The sequence below is a fragment of the Brevundimonas sp. UBA7507 genome (genome assembly GCF_002478355.1).
Classification (GTDB): Bacteria; Pseudomonadota; Alphaproteobacteria; order Caulobacterales; family Caulobacteraceae; genus Brevundimonas; species Brevundimonas diminuta_D.
Map to the genome: position 1 here is coordinate 73,675 of NZ_DLNP01000022.1, position 17,281 is coordinate 90,955.

Below are 17,281 nucleotides of genomic sequence, written 5' to 3' on the forward strand. Positions count from 1 at the left end.
CCGCCGGGGATTTGAACCCCGGCGCCTCAATCAGCCTCAGCCGATGGCCTGATCCAGATCGGCGATCAGGTCGTCGATGTCCTCGACCCCGACCGACAGGCGGATCAGATTGTCGGTGACGCCCCCCGCCTCACGCACCTCTTTGGGCACGGATGCGTGGGTCATGATGGCCGGGTGGTTCACCAGGCTCTCCACGCCGCCCAGCGACTCCGCCAGGGTGAAGACCTGCACCCGCTCAAGCACCCGCTTGGTGCGCTCCAGATCGCCGTCGATCAGCGCCGTGACCATGCCGCCGAAGCGGTCGTTCATCTGGCGCGCGGCCAGCTCGTGCTGCGGGTGGCTGACCAGGCCCGGATAGATGACCTTGGCCACGCCAGAACGATCTTCCAGCCAGCGCGCGACGGCCAGGGCGTTCTCATTGTGCGCCTTCATGCGCAGGCCCAGGGTCTTCAGCCCCCGGTTGGCCAGGAAGGCGTCGAACGGCCCCATGACGCCGCCGATCGAGTTCTGCAGGAACTTCAGCTGGGCCGCCATCTCAGCGTCCTTGGCGACCAGAACCCCGCCAACGATGTCGGAGTGGCCGTTCAGGTACTTGGTAGCCGAGTGCATGACCACGTCGGCGCCCAGGGCCAGCGGCTGCTGGCTCCACGGGGTAGCGAAGGTGTTGTCGACCACCAGGATCAGCTTGTGCGCCTTGGCGATCCTCGACAGGGCCTCGATGTCGGCCAGCTTCATCAGCGGATTGGTCGGCGTCTCGACCCACAGCATCCGCGTCTTGTCGGTGATCGCCGCCTCGACCGCCGCCAGGTCGGTCAGGTCGATGTAGCTGAAATCCAGCCCCATCGAGCGACGGCGCACCCGTTCGAACAGCCGCCACGAACCGCCGTACAGGTCGTCGCCAGTGATGATGTGCGAGCCGGCGTCCAGCAGTTCCAGCGCCGTCGAGGTCGCCGCCATGCCCGAGCCGAAGCCGAAGGCCTGAACCCCGCCCTCCAGATCGGCGATGCAGGCCTCGAACGCCTCGCGGGTCGGGTTCTTGCCGCGGGCATACTCATAGCCCTTGTTCACGCCGGGGCTTTCCTGGGCGTAGGTCGAGGTGGCGTAGATCGGCGTCATCACCGCGCCCGTCGTCGGGTCCGGCTGCTGGCCCGCATGGATGGCGCGGGTCGAAAAGCCCTGGCGGTTCTTCAGTTCAGACATGGGCTTACCGGTTCAGGCTGAGGTGGTTGATCAGGTCGGTGCGGGTGATCAGGCCGACGAAGGTCTCGCCGTCCAGCACGATGGCTACGCGGTCGCGATCAAAGACCGGGATCAGGGCGTCCAGCGATTCCGTCACCTGAAGCGTGTCCAGATCGCGCGTCATGGCCGAGGCGACCGGCTTGGCGAAGCGCTCCTTCCGCGTGATCTCGTCGGTGTTCATGATGTGGACGATGTCGCTTTCGTCCAGAATGCCGACCAGGCGGCCGTCCTGGATGACCGGCAGTTGCGACAAGCCGTCGCCGCGCATCCGCTTGAACGCGGTGTCCAAGGTGTCCTCCGGCCCGATCACCACCACGTCGCCGGCGGCGTATTTGCGGTTGATCAGGTCCGACAGGTCGCCGTGCAGTTCGCGCTCGGCCAGGCCCTGATCGGCCAGCCAGGCGTCGTTATAGACCTTGGACAGGTATTTGGCGCCGGTGTCGCAGACGAAGGTCACCACCCGTTTCGGCTCGGTCTGCTCGCGGCACCAGCGCAGGGCCGTGGCGATCAGGGTGCCCGAGGACGACCCCGCCAGGATGCCTTCCTTCAGCAGCAGTTCGCGCACCGTGGCGATCGCCTCGGCGTCGGGGATGGAATAGGCGACGTCGATCAGATCGGGATCGGTCGTCTCGGGCATGAAGTTCTGGCCGATGCCTTCGACGGTATAGCTGCCGTCTGGCCCGGCCACGCCCTCGTTGATCAGGCCCGCCAGCGCCGAGCCGACCGGATCGGCCAGAATGATCTTGGCCTTCGAGCCTTGCGCCTTGAAGTAGCGCGCATTGCCCGTGATCGTCCCGCCCGAGCCGATGCCGGCGACGAAGGCGTCGATGTCGCCGTCCATCTGCTCGAAGATTTCCGGGCCGGTCGTCTTGAAGTGGGCCTCGGAGTTGGCGTCATTGGCGAACTGGTTGACGAAATAGCCGCCCGGAATCTGCTGGGCCAGGCGCTCGGCCATGTCGGTGTAGTACTCCGGGTGACCGTGCGGCACGTCCGAGCGGGTCAGGCGCACGTCGGCGCCCATGGCGCGCAGGTGCTGGATCTTCTCCTTCGACATCTTGTCGGGGATGACCAGCAGGACATTGTAGCCCTTCTGCTTCCCGACCAGGGTCAGGGCCAGGCCGGTGTTGCCCGCCGTCGCCTCGACGATGGTGCCGCCGGGCTTCAGCCAGCCCTGCTTTTCCGCCGCCTCGATCATCGACAGGGCGATGCGGTCCTTGATGGAGCCGCCGGGGTTCTGGCTCTCCAGCTTCAGGAACAGGCGGCAGGGGCCGGTGTCGATCCGCGTCACCTCGACCATCGGCGTCTTGCCGATCAGGTCCAGCAGGGTCTTCGCCGGACGGCTGAGAACAGGGGTGTCGGTCATCGACATGAATGCAGGCTCCGTTGCACGGGTTTCAGGTGGAAGCTGGGCGTCGCGACCCTCGCGGTCAACTCATGCAAGTTTTCACCCTTTCGCCGCGAAGCGCGTTAGAAAGGGCGCAATGGTCAAGACACCGAAACGCCCCGTCGCGGGCCTGCCCGACAAAGAATCCCTCGTCGCCTTCCTGCGCGAGGCCGGAGAAGCCGAAAAGGCCGACATCGCCCGCGCCTTCGGCCTGAAAGGCGCCGAGCGCCGCGCCCTGCGCGACATGCTGAAGGAGCTTGAGGCCGAGGGCCGCCTGGGCAAGCGCGGCCGCAAGGGCTTTTCCGAAGCCGGCGCCCTGCCCCCCGTCGGGGTGGTCGATGTCGTGGATCGCGACGCCGACGGCGAGTTGTACGTCGAACTGGTCAAGAGCAGCGAGGACGCGCCGCGCGCCGTCCTGATGCCCGACCGCGAGGGGCGCGGCCCGGTGCCCGGCATGGGCGACCGCTTGCTGGTCAAGTTCAGCCGGGGCGTCGAAGGCTGGGAGGCGCGCCTGGTCAAGCGGCTGGACGCCGGAACCAACCGCGTGCTGGGCGTCATTCGAAAATCAGCGCGCGAGACGCGGGTTGAGCCGGTCGACAAGCGCTCCAAGGACGTGCTGCTGGTGCCCGCCGCCCAGGCGACGGACCTGCGCGACGGCGACCTGGTGCTGGCCGCCATCGAGAAGGGCGAGCATCGCTATGGCCCCAAGCGCGGCAAGATTCTCGAGAACATCGGGCGCGAGGACGACCCGCGCGCCGCCTCCATCATCGCCATCCACGCCCATGGGGTGCCGACCGGCTTCTCCGAGGCCGTCGAGCGCGAGGCCGAGGATCAGGCCGTCCCGACACTGAAGGGGCGCGAAGACCTGCGCCACGTCCCCTTCATCACCATCGACCCGGCCGACGCGCGCGACCACGACGACGCCGTCTATGCCGAGCGCGACGAAGACCCGGCTAATGCGGGCGGCTGGATCGTCTGGGTCGCCATCGCCGATGTCGCCGCCTATGTGCGCCCGAACACGGCGCTGGACCGCGAGGCGCGGGCCAAGGGCAACTCGACCTACTTCCCCGACCGGGTCGAGCCGATGCTGCCCGAGGTGCTGTCCAACGGCCTGTGCAGCCTGAAGCAGGGCGAGAACCGCGCCTGCATGGCCGTGCGCATGGTCTTCGACAAGGACGGCCGAAAGACCGGACACAAGTTCACGCGCGGGCTGATGCGCAGCCACGCCAAGCTGTCCTACGAGCAGGCGCAATCGGCCATCGACGGGCTGCTGGACGACGCCACCGGGCCGATCATGGAGGCGATCCTCTATCCGCTGTGGAACGCCTATCGCACCATGTTGAAGGGCCGCGAGCGCCGCAGCCCCCTGGCCATCGAAAGCCCCGAGCGCCGCATCATCATGTCGCCCGACGGCGGCATCGCCGGCATCGAGCCGCGCAAGTCGTTGGAGGCCCACCGCCTGATCGAAGAGATGATGATCCAGGCCAATGTCTGCGCCGCCGAGACGCTGGAGAAGACGCGCACCCCGCTGATCTATCGCGTCCACGACACGCCCAGTCAGGAGAAGATCTTCAACCTGGCCGACTTCCTGCACACCATCGGCAAGCCCTGGAACAAGGGCGAGACGCCCAACACCAAGCGCTTCAACAAGCTGCTGGAAGAAACCCGCGACACCCCGCACGCCGAGGTCGTCAACGAAGTCGTCCTGCGCACCCAGATGCAGGCCATCTACAGCCCGGACAACGTCGGCCACTTCGGTCTGCACCTGGATCGCTACGCCCACTTCACCTCGCCGATCCGGCGCTATTCGGACCTGATCGTCCACCGGGGGCTGATCCGGGGACTGAAGCTGGGATCAGACGGCCTGACCGACCGCGAGATCGCCGAACTGGGCGGCATCGCCGAGCACGTCACCGAGACCGAGCGTCGCTCCATGGCCGCCGAGCGCGACGCCATGGATCGCTACATCGCCGCCTTCCTTGAGGAGCACGTCGGCGCGACCTTCACCGGCCGCATCACCGGCGTCACCCGCTTCGGCCTGTTCATCCGGCTGGATGAGACGGGCGCCGACGGACTGGTCCCGGTCTCGACGCTAGGCGACGAATATTTCACCCACGACGATCGCGCCCACGCCCTGGTCGGCGAGCGCACCGGCAAGCGGTTCCCGTTGGGCCGCCGCGTCGAGGTGCGGCTGATGGAGGCCACGCCCGTCACCGGCGGTCTGGTGCTGGAGATGCTGTCCGAGCCCGATCCGCGCGATCCCAACGCCCCGGCCCCGCGCTATGGGATGCGCGGACGGGGAGGAGACGGCCCGCCCAAGCGCGGAAAAGGCCGCCCCGGCGGTCCCAAGCCCCGCAACGGCGCCAAGCCCTCCGGCGGCCTGAAAGGCGTCCGAAAGGGCAAGCGGCGGTGAAGCCCCTCCCCTTCGACGCAGCCCAAGACCTCGCCGACGCCCCGCATGTCGGCGGCGCGCAACGTCCCAAGGACGCCGCCACCCTGATCCTGACCCGCGGCGAAAAACGTCCCGAGGTATTGATGGGCCGCCGGGCGCCGGGCCATGTCTTCATGGCGTCGAAGTGGGTGTTTCCGGGCGGCCGTATCGAACGGGCGGACTTCAACGCCGCCGACGACGGCGCCCTGTCGCATGACGCCGCGCGACGATTGCAGGCGGAGATGCCCGCCCGCCGCGCCCGCGCCCTGGCCCTGGCCGCCGTGCGCGAGACCTTTGAGGAAACCGGGCTGATCCTGGGCCGCGCCGCGCCGGCCGCCTCGGTCGCCGGACCGTGGCGGGACTATCGTCAGGCCGGCGCCCTGCCCGATCTGTCGGTCCTGTCATATGTGGCGCGCGCCATCACGCCGCCGGGCCGCACGCGCCGCTTCGACGCCCGCTTCTTCATGGCCCCGGTCGAGGCCCTGCGCGATCCCGACCGCATCGAAGGCTCAGGCGAACTGGACGAGATCGCCTGGATTCCGCTGGAAGAGGCGCAAGGGCTGGATCTGCCCGCCATCACCCGCTTCGTGCTGGGCGAGGTCGCCGAGCGGCTGGAGACGCCACAGCGCGCCCTGCCCTTCGTGCGCATGGTGCGCGGCCGCCACGTCATCGACCATCAGGACTGACGCAGCGGCCTCGCGTCTTATTCGGCGACCGGCTTGGTCAGGTCGAAATCAACCTGGAAATGGCGGTTCGGTCGGCGCAGTTCATAGGTAAATGTCTTGCCGGGATGGACCTCCATCGCCCAAACGTTGGTCGTCGAGACTGCGGCGTCCTGGGCGTTGAACAGATCGATGGATTCCTGGTCGACCGGGAATTCCTGACGCTCGGCCGTACCTTCGTTCTTCGTATCGCCGCCGTACCAGTGCAGCGGATCCGTCTTGCCGTCCGGCTGGCGGTGATCGTGCTTCAGGCGCAGGCCCGATTCGGTGCGGGTCACGACCCAGGTGCGCGAGCGGTCTTCGCCGACCCAGAAGGGAATGCGAATCTCATCCTTCGAACAGTCCCGCACATGCATCAGCAGGCGCTTGCCGACGAAATCCGAGTCCGCGGCTTCGGTCGTGACGACCTTGCCCTCGAAGCGCTGGCCGCAAAGGGCGGTCAGATTGGCGAAGAAGGCGTCCTGCGCCGTGGCCGGGGCCGCGTCGGGCTTTGCGGCAGGCGTCGCCGGTTCGGACGAGCAGGCGGACAGCGTCAATCCGGCCGCAATGGCGACGGCGGACAGGGCGTGGGCGGGCTTGAAGTGGGGCGTTTTCATGTCGAAACACTAACGCTTCTGCGGCGCCGCTCAACGCGACATCGAAACCGTTGACTTTGAGCCCGTCCTGAGTATGTTCCGCGCCTCTTATTTCAAGCGGCTTTCGCCGTCGCAGAGGTAATTCCGATGGCCAAACCGGCTTCCATCAAGATCCGTCTGAACTCCACCGCTGACACCGGCTTCTTCTACGTCACCAAGAAGAACGCCCGTACGATGACCGAGAAAATGGTCGTCAAGAAGTACGACCCGGTCGTCCGCAAGCACGTCGAGTTCAAGGAAGGCAAGATCAAGTAAGGGCTTAGCCCTCCGCTTGAATCTGCAAGAATCGAAACGCCCGGTCGCAGGACCGGGCGTTTTTCGTTGTCCGCCATGCGACCACAGGCGCGTCAGGCGGCGCGGGCCACCACCCGATTACGGCCGGCCTTCTTGGCCTCATAGACGCCTTCGTCGGCGCGCTTCAGCAGGGAGGCCGGCGTGTCATCCGCTCCCCTGGTCGCCGCCACGCCGACCGAAACGGTGATGCTCAACGGCTCGCCGCCCAGGATGCGGAAGGGCGAGGCGCCGACGTCGCGGCGGATTCGCTCGGCGATGCGATGGGCGTCCTCCAGCGTCGTGCCGGGCATGACCACGACGAACTCCTCGCCGCCGAACCGGCACGGCAGATCCACGGCCCGCACATTGGTCGCCAGCCTCACGGAAAACTCGCGCAGCACCTCATCGCCCGCGTCGTGGCCCAGGCTGTCGTTGACCGCCTTGAAGTGGTCGATGTCCAGCACCAGCACCGCCACCGGGTCGCCGCCGCGATTGGCGCGCGCCACCAGGGCGTCCAACTGGCCGTTCATGTAGCGCCGGTTGTGCAGGCCGGTCAGGGGGTCTGTGACCGCCATCTCCAGATTGTGGTCCAGCTTCTCGCGCAGGAAGTCGCCGTAACGCTTGCGGCGCACCTGGGTCCGCACCCGCGCCGCCAGTTCCTCGGGATCGATGGGACGGATCAGGAGGTCGTGCGCGCCCAGCTCCAGCGCCTTGAGCAGGCGCGGCCGGTCCTGGGTGTCCACCACGGCCAGGATAGGCAGACGCCGCGTCGGCTCCTTGGAGCGAAGCTGGGCGATCAGCCGCAGGCCGTCGAACCGTTCGGACGTGATGTTCACGATCACCAGATCGACCGGACCCCGCGCCGTCTCCAGCCCCGCCTCGGCCGAGGGTTCGATCAGGGGGCGGTGCTCTCGCGACAGCTCCTGCGCCATCACCTGGGCCTGAAGCGTGTTGTCGTCGACGATCAGCACGCGCCCGCCAGACCCCTTGAGACGCGCCACGCCGCCGGTGTCGACGCCGACCCGGCGCCCGCTTTCCTCGCGCTCGCGCAGTTCGTCCATGACCATCTTCAGCCGGGTAAGGCTGCGGACCCGCGCCATCAGGATCACATCGTCCAGCGGCTTGGACAGGAAGTCGTCGGCCCCGGCCTCCAGGCCCTTGATCCGATCATGCCGTCCGTCCAGCGCCGTCACCAGCACCACCGGGATATGGCGCGTGTCCGCCGCCGCCTTGATCCGGCGACAGGTCTCGAAGCCGTCCATCCCCGGCATCATTACGTCCAGCAGAATCAGGTCCGGCTGTTCGGCGCCGGCCAGGGCGATGGCGGTCGCGCCGTCATGGCAGGTGAGCACGTCGTAGTATTCGAGGGTCAGCTTGGCTTCGAGCAGCCGGACGTTCGCCTCGACGTCGTCGACCACCAGGATTCGCGCACTCATGCCGCCCCCTGCCCCAGGTGCCTGCGCACTGTCTCCAGGAAGGAAATGACCGAGATCGGCTTGGAGATGTAGGCTTCACAGCCCCCCTGGCGAATCCGTTCTTCATCACCCTTCATGGCGAAGGCTGTAACGGCGATGACGGGGATATGGTTCAGCTCTTCGTCGTCCTTGAGCCATTTGGTGACTTCAAGGCCCGAGATTTCCGGCAACTGGATATCCATAAGGATCAGATCGGGGCGGTGCTCGCGCGCAATCGCCAGCGCCTGCAGCCCTTCGCGGGTCTGCAGCACTTCATACCCCTGGGAATCGAGCAGATCATGAAAAAGCTTCATGTTCAGCTCATTATCCTCGACGATGAGGACTTTCTTGGACATCCGCCACCCGGCTGTTGCGCCTCTTGTTCATCCGCTTTTGCGGTGGGCTGTTGCGCCTTCTTGGATGCACTGTGACCGCAGCAGTCTTAAGTTGACGTGAAGCCGAGACAAACGGAGTTCTTGCTTGGCCATCACGGCCCTCTGTCGCGACTGCCTGTGGACCGGCGACCGCAAGGTCGCGCGGTGTCCGTCGTGCGCCTCGCGCCGGGTCATCGCCCATGATGAGCTGAGCGATCTGCACATCGCCCACCTGGACTGCGACGCCTTCTACGCCTCGGTCGAGAAACGCGATCGACCGGAACTGCGCGACAGGCCGGTCATCGTCGGCGGCGGCAAGCGCGGGGTGGTCTCCACCGCCTGCTATGTGGCGCGGCTGTATGGCGTCGGCTCCGCCATGCCGATGTTCAAGGCGCTGAAGGCCTGCCCCGACGCCGTGGTCATCAAGCCGGACTTCCGCAAATATGTGGCCGAGAGCGAGCGCATCTTCGGCGCCGTTCACCGCCTGACGCCGCTGGTTCAGACCCTGTCGCTGGACGAAGCCTGGATCGACCTGAAGGGCACCGAGCGGCTGAACGGCGGTTCGCCCGCCTTCCAATTGGCGCGTCTGCAGAAATGGATCGAGGATGAGACGGGGCTCAGCGTCTCCATCGGCCTGGCGCCCAACCGCTTCCTCGCCAAGATCGCGTCGGAGCTGGACAAGCCCCGCGGCTTCTCCGTCATCGGCGCGGCCGAGGCGCAAGGGCTGCTGGCGCCGCGCCCCGTGACCACCCTGCCCGGCGTCGGGCCGGTGTTCGGCCGCACCCTGCGCTCGGACGGTTTCGCAACGATCGGCGATCTGGCCGCCGCTGAGGTCAAGGATCTGGTCCGGCGCTATGGCGAGACGGGCCTGCGCCTGCATGACCTCAGCCACGCGCGCGACAGCCGCCCGGTGAACCCCGACCACGACCGTCGCGGCATGAGCGCCGAGACCACCTTCAACGACGACCTGACCACCGCCGAAGCGCTGGAGGCCGAGCTGTGGCCCCTGTGCGAGAAGCTGGCTTCCAAGGCCCGGCGCGACGGCGTGGCCAGCCGGGTCGTGGTGCTGAAGCTGCGCAAGACGGACTTCAAGATCGTCACCCGCCGCGTCACCCTGGCCGATCCGGTGCAGACGGCGCGCGCCCTATTCGCCGCCGGACGCGACCTGCTGAAGCCGGAACTAGGCGTGCCCTATCGGCTGATCGGCATCGGCATGGCCGACATCGCCGATGCTCAAGATGCCCCCGCCGGCCTGTTCGCCACGGCCGAGACGCGCGCCCTGAAAACCGAGACCGCCATCGACGCCCTGCGCGACAAGTTCGGGGCCGCCGCCGTGGTGGCCGGACGCGCGTTGAAGCGACCAAATGAACGCCCCGGATGACGCGGCCGCCGCGCCGCGCTAAACCCCCTCCACACTTTCATACGGAGTCGCCCCATGAGCATTCACGCCCGCATCGCTGAACTCGGCATCACCCTGCCCGAGCCCGCCAAGCCGGTCGCCAGCTATGTCTCCTACGTCCGCTCGGGCGAGCAGATCTTCATCTCAGGCCAGCTGTCGAACGACGCCAACGGCGGCATCAAGGGCACCGTCGGCGTGGACGTGACCCCGGAGCAGGCCGCCGAGGCCGCCCGCCTGTGCGGCATCAACCTGCTGGCCCAGATCAACGCCGCCGTCGACGGCGACCTGGATCGCGTGGTCCGCATCGTCAAGCTGGGCGGCTTCGTCCAGGCCGGGCCGGACTTCGAAGCCATCCCCGGCGTCATCAACGGCTGCTCGGACCTGATGGTCCAGGTCTTCGGCGACGCGGGCAAGCACTCGCGCTCGGCCGTCGGCGTCTACAAGCTGCCGCTCGGCTTCGCCGTCGAAGTGGACGCCGTCATCGAGGTGAAGTGAGCTTCACCCTTCAGGTCAACGACTGCATCGCCGCCATAGGCCGGGACGCATGGGACGCCTGTGCGGCCCCCAGCGGCGATCCCTTCGTCTCCTACGACTTCCTTGACGCCTGCGAGGCGTCCGGCAGCGCCGTCCCGTCCGAGGGCTGGGCGGCGCGCCATCTGTCCCTGCATGATGAAGACGGCGCCGTTATCGGCGTCATGCCCCTTTATCTGAAGGGCCACAGTCAGGGCGAATACGTCTTCGACCACAGCTGGGCCGACGCTTATCAGCGCGCCGGCGGGCGTTACTATCCCAAGCTGCTGGGCGCCGTGCCCTTCACCCCCGCGAGCGGCCCGCGCTTCCTGAACGCGCCGGGAACCGACGCCGCCGCGGCGCGCGAGGCCCTGTTGCAAGGCGCGCTGACGCTGACCCAGCGACTGGGCGTCTCGTCCCTGCACGTCAACTTCCCGCTTGAGGCCGAATGGCGCGCCATGATCGAGGCGGGCCTGCTGCCGCGCCGGGACATCCAGTTCATCTGGCGCAACGACGGCTATCGGAGCTTCGACAACTTCCTGGCCGCCCTGTCGTCCAACCGGCGCAAGACCATCCGGCGCGAGCGGCGCGAGGCGCAGGCCGGTCTCGACATCCGCATCCTGACCGGAGCGGAGATCACCCAGGCGCACTGGGACGCCTTCTTCGCCTTCTACATGGACACCGGCGACCGCAAATGGGGCCGGCCCTATCTGACGCGCGACTTCTTCGCCCGCGTCGGAGCCGGCATGGCCGACCGCATCGCCCTGGTCATGGCGTTCGAGAGCGAGACGCCGGTGGCCGGGGCGCTGAATTTCATCGGACGTGAGGCGCTGTATGGCCGCCAGTGGGGGACGCTGGTCGACCGGCCCTTCCTGCATTTCGAGCTGTGCTATTATCAGGCCATCGACTTCGCCATCGCGCGCGGCCTGTCGCGGGTCGAGGCGGGCGCGCAAGGGGATCACAAGATCGCGCGCGGCTACCTGCCCTCCCCCGTCTATTCGGCCCATTTCATCGCCGATCCCGCTCTGCGCGATCCAGTCGCCCGCTATCTGGAGCAGGAACGCCCGGCGGTGGAGGCGGAGATGCACGTCATGGCGGCGGAGCTGTCGCCCTACCGTCAGGGCTGACCCCTGACATTTCGTCGCGAACGGCAGAACATCAGGAACCGTCGCCGTCCAGATGCGCTTTTTCCCGGAGTCTCCTCCTCACTCGCATCAGGAATTGATCATGACTGACCAACGCATCGAAGGCGCCGTGACCGAAGCGGGCGGCAAGCTGCAGAACGGCCTGGGCCGCCTGACCGGCGACAGCAAGCTTCAGGTCGAAGGCAAGCTGAACGAATTCAAGGGCAAGGCGCAGAACGCCTATGGCCGCGTCATCGACGGCCTGGACGGCATGGTGGACAAGGCCCCCGCCGACCTGCGCGATCCCGCCCGCAAGGGTCTGGATTTCGCCCGCCGCAAACCCTTGCTGACCACCGGCATCATCGCCGGCGCGGCGGTTCTGCTTGGCGCCTTGGGCCGCAAACGCTGATTAAGGCCTTCTCCCCTTGTGGGAGAAGGCGGCACGCGAAGCGAGACGGATGAGGGGTTGCGGGACGACAAATCCCGCAACCCCTTTTTCACGTCGCAAGACCCCTCATCCGCCCTGACGGGCCGCCTCCTCCCACAAGGGGAGAAGGATGAAAAAGGCCCGGACGGCGACGTCCGGGCCTTTCTCTTTGAGCCTGAGCGAAATCAGGCCGTTTCTTCTTCCTCTTCCTTCACCGCCGCGCCCTTGGTCGGGGTGATGTCGAAGGCGATCTTGCCGTCCTTCAACTCGACCTTGACGTGGCCGCCACGGGTCAGGCGGCCGAACAGGATGTCGTCGGCCAGCGGCTTCTTGATGTGCTCTTGGATGACGCGGGCCAGGGGCCGTGCGCCATACAGTTCGTCGAAGCCGTTCTTGGCCAGCCAGTCGGTCGCTTCATCGGTCAGTTCGATGGTGATGTTGCGGTCCGCCAACTGGGCTTCCAGCTGCAGCACGAACTTGGTCACGACCGAGCGGATCGTCTCGGCGCCCAGCGGCTTGAAGGCCACGATGGCGTCCAGACGGTTGCGGAACTCCGGCGCGAACAGGCGCTGGATGGCCTTGTCGTCCTCGCCCTCGACCTTGCCCCGGCCGAAGCCGATGGAGGCGCGGGCGTTGTCGGCGGCGCCGGCGTTGGTGGTCATGATCAGGATGACGTTCCTGAAATCGACCTTCTTGCCGACGGCGTCGGTCAACGTCCCGTTGTCCATCACCTGCAGCAGGATGTTGTAGACGTCGGGGTGAGCCTTCTCGATCTCGTCCAGCAGGACCACCGAGTGCGGATGCTGATCGACGGCGTCGGTCAGCAGACCGCCCTGGTCATGGCCGACATAGCCCGGAGGCGCGCCGATCAGACGGCTGACCGTATGGCGCTCCATGTATTCGGACATGTCAAAGCGCTGCATCTCGATGCCCAGGGTGGAGGCGAGTTGCTTGGCCACCTCGGTCTTGCCGACGCCGGTGGGTCCGCTGAACAGGAAGGCGCCGATCGGCTTGTTCGGGTCGCGCAGACCCGCCCGCGCCAACTTCATCGCCGCCGAGACCTGGTCGATGGCCTGTTCCTGACCGAAGACGACGCGCTTCAGATCGGTCTCCAGCTCGCGCAGGGATTCCGTGTCCGACTTCGACACCGACTTGGGCGGGATGCGGGCCATCTTGGCGATGACGGCCTCGACCTCCTTCTGGCCGATGACCTTCTTGCGCTTGGATTCCGGCAGCAGCATCTGCGACGCCCCCGCCTCGTCGATCACGTCGATCGCCTTGTCCGGCAGCTTGCGGTCGGTGATGTAGCGCGCCGACAGATCGACCGCCGTGCGGATGGCCGAGTCCGTGTAGCGCAGCTTGTGGTGCGTCTCATAAGTCGTCTTCAGACCTTTGAGGATCTTCACCGTGTCCTCGATCGTCGGCTCATTGACGTCGATCTTCTGGAAGCGACGCACCAGGGCGCGATCCTTCTCGAAGTGCTGGCGATACTCCTTATAGGTGGTCGAACCCATGCAGCGCAGGCTGCCCGAGGCCAGCGCCGGCTTCAGCAGGTTCGAAGCGTCCATCGCCCCGCCGCTGGTCGCGCCCGCGCCGATCACGGTGTGGATCTCGTCGATAAAAAGAACCGCGTTCTCGTGGCTCTCCAACTCCTTGACGACCTGCTTCAGCCTCTCCTCGAAGTCGCCGCGATAGCGGGTGCCCGCCAGCAGCGAACCCATGTCGAGGCTATAGATCGTCGCGTCCTTCAGGACTTCCGGCACCTCGCCGTTGACGATCTTGCGGGCCAGACCTTCGGCGATAGCCGTCTTGCCGACGCCGGGATCGCCGACCAGCAGGGGGTTGTTCTTGGTGCGGCGGCACAGGATCTGGATCGAGCGCTCCACCTCGGCCTGACGCCCGATCAGGGGGTCGATCTTGCCGTTGCGGGCTTTCTCGTTCAGGTCGATGCAATAGGCTTCCAGCGCCTCGCCGCCCTGTTTGACGACCGAGCCGTCCTCGGCCTCTTCGGGGCTGGCGCCGCGCACCGAGCGGGCTTCGGCCGCCCCGGCCTTCTTGGCGATGCCGTGGGCGATGAAGTTGACCGCGTCGTAGCGCGTCATGTCCTGCTCCTGCAGGAAATAGGCGGCGTGGCTTTCGCGCTCGGAGAAGATGGCGACCAGGACGTTGGCGCCGGTCACTTCCTCGCGGCCGGACGACTGGACATGGATGACCGCGCGCTGGATCACGCGCTGGAAGCCCGCCGTGGGCTTGGCGTCGTCGCCGTCGGCCGTGGCCAGGGCGGCCAGGTCCGTGTCGACATAGGAGCCGAGCGCAGCCTTCAGCGCGCCCAGATCGACGTTGCAGGCCGTCATCACGGCCGAGGCGTCCGGATCGTCGATCAGGGCCAGCAGCAGGTGTTCGAGCGTGGCGTATTCATGCCGACGCTCGTTGGCGTAGTGGACCGCGCGGTGCAGGGTCTCTTCGAGAGGACGGGAAAACGAAGGCATGGCAGGTTCCTCTCAGTCCTTTTCCATCGTGCATTGCAGGGGGTGCTGGTGGCGTCGCGCCGTCTCGACCACCTGGGCGACCTTGGTTTCGGCCACTTCGTAGGTGAAGACGCCGCAGACCCCGACGCCATGCTGGTGCACGTGCAGCATGATGCGGGTCGCGTCCTCGCGGCTCTTCTGGAAGAACCGCTCCAGCACGTAGATGACGAACTCCATGGGGGTGTAGTCGTCATTCAGGATCAGCACCCGATAGAGCGAGGGCCGCTGAAGTTTCGGCTTTGTCTCGGTGACGACGGCGGCGCCTGCGCCTCCGCCTTGCTCACCTGGCCGTCTGTTAGGCATTCGTGGTCCGTAATCGGGGAGTGTCAAAAGATCAGATAGGGAATGATGGCCTGATTTGTAGATGCGTCCAGTCACAGCCTGCGTGACCCCGGTCGCCTGACCAAAGATTCACGGGACATCTCGGCTCAGGAACCGCACCAATGCGCTTCCGTTCCCTGCCCTGGACCGCCGCCATGCCCCTGATCGCCGGACTGTTCGTCGCCCTGACGCTGGCCCAGACGCCCGCCGCCCCTCACGATGACGCCGCCCTCGCCCCCATCATCGCTGAACGGGACGCGGCCCTGTTTTCGGTTATGTTCGACCGATGCGATCCTGAGGCCCTGGCCGATCTGGTGACGGACGATCTGGAATTTTATCACGACCGGGGCGGACTGACAGCGACGCGGGCGCGCTTCATCGCCGACTATCGCCAAGGCTGCGCGGCGCGGACCGCCCCTGACGCCTGGCGCTCACGGCGTGAACTCGTGCCCGGCACGATGCGGGTCTACGCCATCCCCGGCGTCGGCACCGTCGAAGAAGGCAGCCACCTGTTCTACGAACGGCAGGGCGACGGGCCGGAAACACTGGTCGGGCGCGCCCGCTTCTCCGTCCTGTGGCGGCTGGAGCCTGACGGGCGCTGGCGGCTGGCCCGCGCCTTCAGCATCGACCACGCGTCCATGAGCGCCGAAGCGAAGCCATGAAAAAGGCCCCGGCGTCTCCGCCGGGGCCTCGTTCGCATTAAGCGTGCAGTCGCGCCTCTTAACGGGCGGCCTGGAACTGCTCGACGGCGGCCGAAACGCGCTCATTGATCGGCTTGAAGCTGTCCTTGACCGAGGCGGTCATGGTCTCGGTCGCCTTGCCGAACTCGGCCAGATAGGCTTCGGCGGCCGACTTGGCCCAGTTGGTCTGCAGCTCGAACAGTTCCTGCACCGAGCGGGCCTGCGAGAAGGACTGGGCGGCGGCGACGCCGTCTTCCCAGGACTTCTTGCCGTAGGCCACGGCCTGTCGCGACAGGGCCTCGGCGCCCTTCTGGGCGGCGGCGGCGGATTCAACCACGGCTTCCAGGTTCTTCTTGCCGTGGGCGTTCAGCTCGCTCAGCGAGGCGACGGACTTGTCGACGCCTTCGCGGAACGCCTTGGCGCCGGCGGCCTGGATCGATTCAGCCTGGGCCTTGGCCTTGGCGGTGGTTTGTTCGACGGTCTTCTTCACGGTCTCAGCGGCGTCAGCCATGGGGACTCTCCTGAAGCAAAAGGGCTCTGGCGACAGGCGGGCCCATCGCGACAACGGCGATATGGTGCACCTGCGAAGAAACTTCAAGTGAAATTTGTGCGACGCACAATATGATCGCTGATAACCTGCCGCCTGGACGCGGTGACCGATCACAAGTCTGTTGACGCGCCGTTAACCCTCTCGAAACCGGGGAAGCGGATGTTAGCCTTTGTAACGTGCGTGATCGCAGCCGTCTTCGCGCCACAGTGACGAGGCTAGTAGCTTGCCCATGAACGCCCTATTTCGCCGACGTTTCCTGGCCGCCCTGGTCCTGGGCGGAATCGTCCTGACGCCGACGATCGGCGTCGCGCCGCCGGAAGCGCAGTCGTCCGATAGTCGGTATGCGGCCATCGTGGTCGACGCCGCCTCGGGTGAAGTCCTGTTCTCGCGTTTCGCCGACGCGCGACGCTATCCGGCCTCCATCACCAAGGTGATGACCCTGTATCTGGCGTTCGAGGCGCTGGAGTCCGGCAAGGTCAACCTGAACGACACCCTCACTGTCTCGCCGCGCGCGGCGTCGCAGCCGCCGTCCAAGCTGGGCCTGGCCGCCGGTCAGACAATCAGCCTGGACGACGCCATGCGCGCCACGGCCGTCCGCAGCGCCAACGACATGGCCGTGGTCATCGCCGAGCACATCGGCGGCTCGGAAGGCCGATTCACCCAGATGATGACGGAAAAGGCGCGCGAACTGGGGATGGAGCAGACCCGCTTCACCACCGCCAACGGCCTGCCCGACACGCGCCAGGCGACCACGGCCCGCGACCTGTCGATCCTCAGCCGCGCGGTCATGCGCGACTATCCACAGTACTATCGCTACCTCGGCCTGCACGACTGGTTCTACAAGGGCCGCGACTACCGCAACACCAACGGCCTGCTGGCCACCGGGCGCGGCTATGACGGCATCAAGACCGGCTTCACCAACGCCTCGGGCTACAACCTTGCGGCCTCCTCGGTGCGCGACGGCAAGCGGATCATCACCATCGTCATGGGCGGCCGCTCGACCAAGAGCCGCAACGACCACGTCGCCGAACTGATGGACACCGGCTTCGAGGTTCAGCGTCGCCGCGGCCAGGGCGAGCGCATCCAACTGGCCCAGGCTTTCTTCGAACAGCGCGGCTTTGGGATCAGCGCCGATCCCTCGCCGCCCATCGCCTACGCCTCCCTGTCGGATGAGGACGGCGAAGGTGTCGGCTCCTCGACCGAGGTGGCCTATGTCGCCGGTCCGCCGCC

17 protein-coding genes are annotated in these 17,281 nt (G+C 66.7%); 9 read left to right on the forward strand and 8 right to left on the reverse strand.

The features are described 5' to 3' along the window. Nucleotides 1-36 precede the first annotated feature (36 nt). Nucleotides 37-1,200 carry a cystathionine gamma-synthase gene (locus B3D50_RS15350; RefSeq protein ID WP_286952526.1) on the reverse strand — a complete coding sequence of 388 codons (1,164 nt, stop codon included), beginning with the start codon at nucleotides 1,198-1,200 and terminating at the stop codon, nucleotides 37-39. A gap of 4 nt (nucleotides 1,201-1,204) precedes the next feature. After that, the gene (locus tag B3D50_RS15355) at nucleotides 1,205-2,608 is read right to left on the reverse strand and encodes a pyridoxal-phosphate dependent enzyme (protein WP_286952527.1); all 1,404 of its coding nucleotides are present in this window, start codon (nucleotides 2,606-2,608) and stop codon (nucleotides 1,205-1,207) included. A gap of 112 nt (nucleotides 2,609-2,720) precedes the next feature. Here B3D50_RS15355 and rnr point away from each other — a divergent pair, with 112 nt between their 5' ends. Together rnr and B3D50_RS15365 are read left to right on the forward strand one after the other, a co-directional pair. Then, the gene (rnr, locus tag B3D50_RS15360) at nucleotides 2,721-5,036 is read left to right on the forward strand and encodes a ribonuclease R (protein WP_286952528.1); all 2,316 of its coding nucleotides are present in this window, start codon (nucleotides 2,721-2,723) and stop codon (nucleotides 5,034-5,036) included. Then, nucleotides 5,033-5,740, forward strand: coding sequence for an NUDIX hydrolase (locus B3D50_RS15365; RefSeq protein WP_286952529.1), 708 nt, complete (start codon nucleotides 5,033-5,035; stop codon nucleotides 5,738-5,740). Before rnr ends, B3D50_RS15365 begins: the two co-directional genes overlap by 4 nt. Before the next feature lie 17 nt (nucleotides 5,741-5,757). Here B3D50_RS15365 and B3D50_RS15370 read toward each other — a convergent pair whose 3' ends face one another. Beyond that, nucleotides 5,758-6,372 carry a hypothetical protein gene (locus B3D50_RS15370; protein ID WP_286952531.1) on the reverse strand — a complete coding sequence of 205 codons (615 nt, stop codon included), beginning with the start codon at nucleotides 6,370-6,372 and terminating at the stop codon, nucleotides 5,758-5,760. 126 nt (nucleotides 6,373-6,498) lie between these two features. On the opposite strand from B3D50_RS15370, the gene rpmG reads away from it, so the two are divergent. After that, on the forward strand, nucleotides 6,499-6,666 hold the full coding sequence (gene rpmG, locus B3D50_RS15375) for a 50S ribosomal protein L33 (protein WP_003164451.1): 168 nt from the start codon (nucleotides 6,499-6,501) through the stop codon (nucleotides 6,664-6,666). Between the two features lie 92 nt (nucleotides 6,667-6,758). Here rpmG and B3D50_RS15380 read toward each other — a convergent pair whose 3' ends face one another. Both B3D50_RS15380 and B3D50_RS15385 read right to left on the reverse strand, forming a co-directional pair. Continuing rightward, the gene (locus tag B3D50_RS15380) at nucleotides 6,759-8,120 is read right to left on the reverse strand and encodes a PleD family two-component system response regulator (RefSeq protein WP_003164450.1); all 1,362 of its coding nucleotides are present in this window, start codon (nucleotides 8,118-8,120) and stop codon (nucleotides 6,759-6,761) included. Beyond that, nucleotides 8,117-8,494 (reverse strand): response regulator, encoded by a 378-nt coding sequence (locus B3D50_RS15385; protein WP_003164449.1) that lies wholly within the window; start codon nucleotides 8,492-8,494, stop codon nucleotides 8,117-8,119. The genes B3D50_RS15380 and B3D50_RS15385 overlap by 4 nt, the downstream gene beginning before the upstream one ends. 124 nt (nucleotides 8,495-8,618) lie before the next feature. Between B3D50_RS15385 and B3D50_RS15390 the strand changes: the two genes are divergently transcribed. From B3D50_RS15390 to B3D50_RS15405, 4 genes are all read left to right on the forward strand, one after another. Beyond that, a complete protein-coding gene (locus B3D50_RS15390; RefSeq protein ID WP_286952536.1) occupies nucleotides 8,619-9,893 on the forward strand; it encodes a DNA polymerase IV in 1,275 nt (424 codons plus the stop codon). A 54-nt stretch (nucleotides 9,894-9,947) separates the two neighbouring features. Further along, entirely contained in the window at nucleotides 9,948-10,406 is a 459-nt protein-coding gene (locus B3D50_RS15395) for a RidA family protein (RefSeq protein WP_003164447.1), read from the forward strand. Continuing rightward, a complete protein-coding gene (locus B3D50_RS15400; protein ID WP_286952538.1) occupies nucleotides 10,403-11,548 on the forward strand; it encodes a GNAT family N-acetyltransferase in 1,146 nt (381 codons plus the stop codon). The genes B3D50_RS15395 and B3D50_RS15400 overlap by 4 nt, the downstream gene beginning before the upstream one ends. A gap of 100 nt (nucleotides 11,549-11,648) precedes the next feature. Continuing rightward, nucleotides 11,649-11,954, forward strand: a complete 306-nt coding sequence (locus tag B3D50_RS15405) for a CsbD family protein (protein WP_040346555.1) — start codon at nucleotides 11,649-11,651, stop codon at nucleotides 11,952-11,954. Nucleotides 11,955-12,157: 203 nt separating this feature from the next. On the opposite strand, the gene clpA is transcribed toward B3D50_RS15405, so the two are convergent. Both clpA and clpS read right to left on the reverse strand, forming a co-directional pair. Further along, entirely contained in the window at nucleotides 12,158-14,461 is a 2,304-nt protein-coding gene (clpA, locus tag B3D50_RS15410) for an ATP-dependent Clp protease ATP-binding subunit ClpA (protein WP_046653715.1), read from the reverse strand. A gap of 12 nt (nucleotides 14,462-14,473) precedes the next feature. Then, entirely contained in the window at nucleotides 14,474-14,803 is a 330-nt protein-coding gene (gene clpS, locus B3D50_RS15415; protein WP_003164443.1) for an ATP-dependent Clp protease adapter ClpS, read from the reverse strand. 140 nt (nucleotides 14,804-14,943) lie between these two features. Here clpS and B3D50_RS15420 point away from each other — a divergent pair, with 140 nt between their 5' ends. Next, a complete protein-coding gene (locus B3D50_RS15420; RefSeq protein WP_286952540.1) occupies nucleotides 14,944-15,483 on the forward strand; it encodes a nuclear transport factor 2 family protein in 540 nt (179 codons plus the stop codon). A gap of 58 nt (nucleotides 15,484-15,541) precedes the next feature. On the opposite strand, the gene B3D50_RS15425 is transcribed toward B3D50_RS15420, so the two are convergent. Next, nucleotides 15,542-16,012, reverse strand: coding sequence for a phasin family protein (locus tag B3D50_RS15425; RefSeq protein WP_286952542.1), 471 nt, complete (start codon nucleotides 16,010-16,012; stop codon nucleotides 15,542-15,544). A gap of 268 nt (nucleotides 16,013-16,280) precedes the next feature. On the opposite strand from B3D50_RS15425, the gene B3D50_RS15430 reads away from it, so the two are divergent. After that, on the forward strand, nucleotides 16,281-17,281 hold a 1,001-nt coding region (locus tag B3D50_RS15430; protein ID WP_286952545.1), incomplete at its 3' end, for a D-alanyl-D-alanine carboxypeptidase family protein.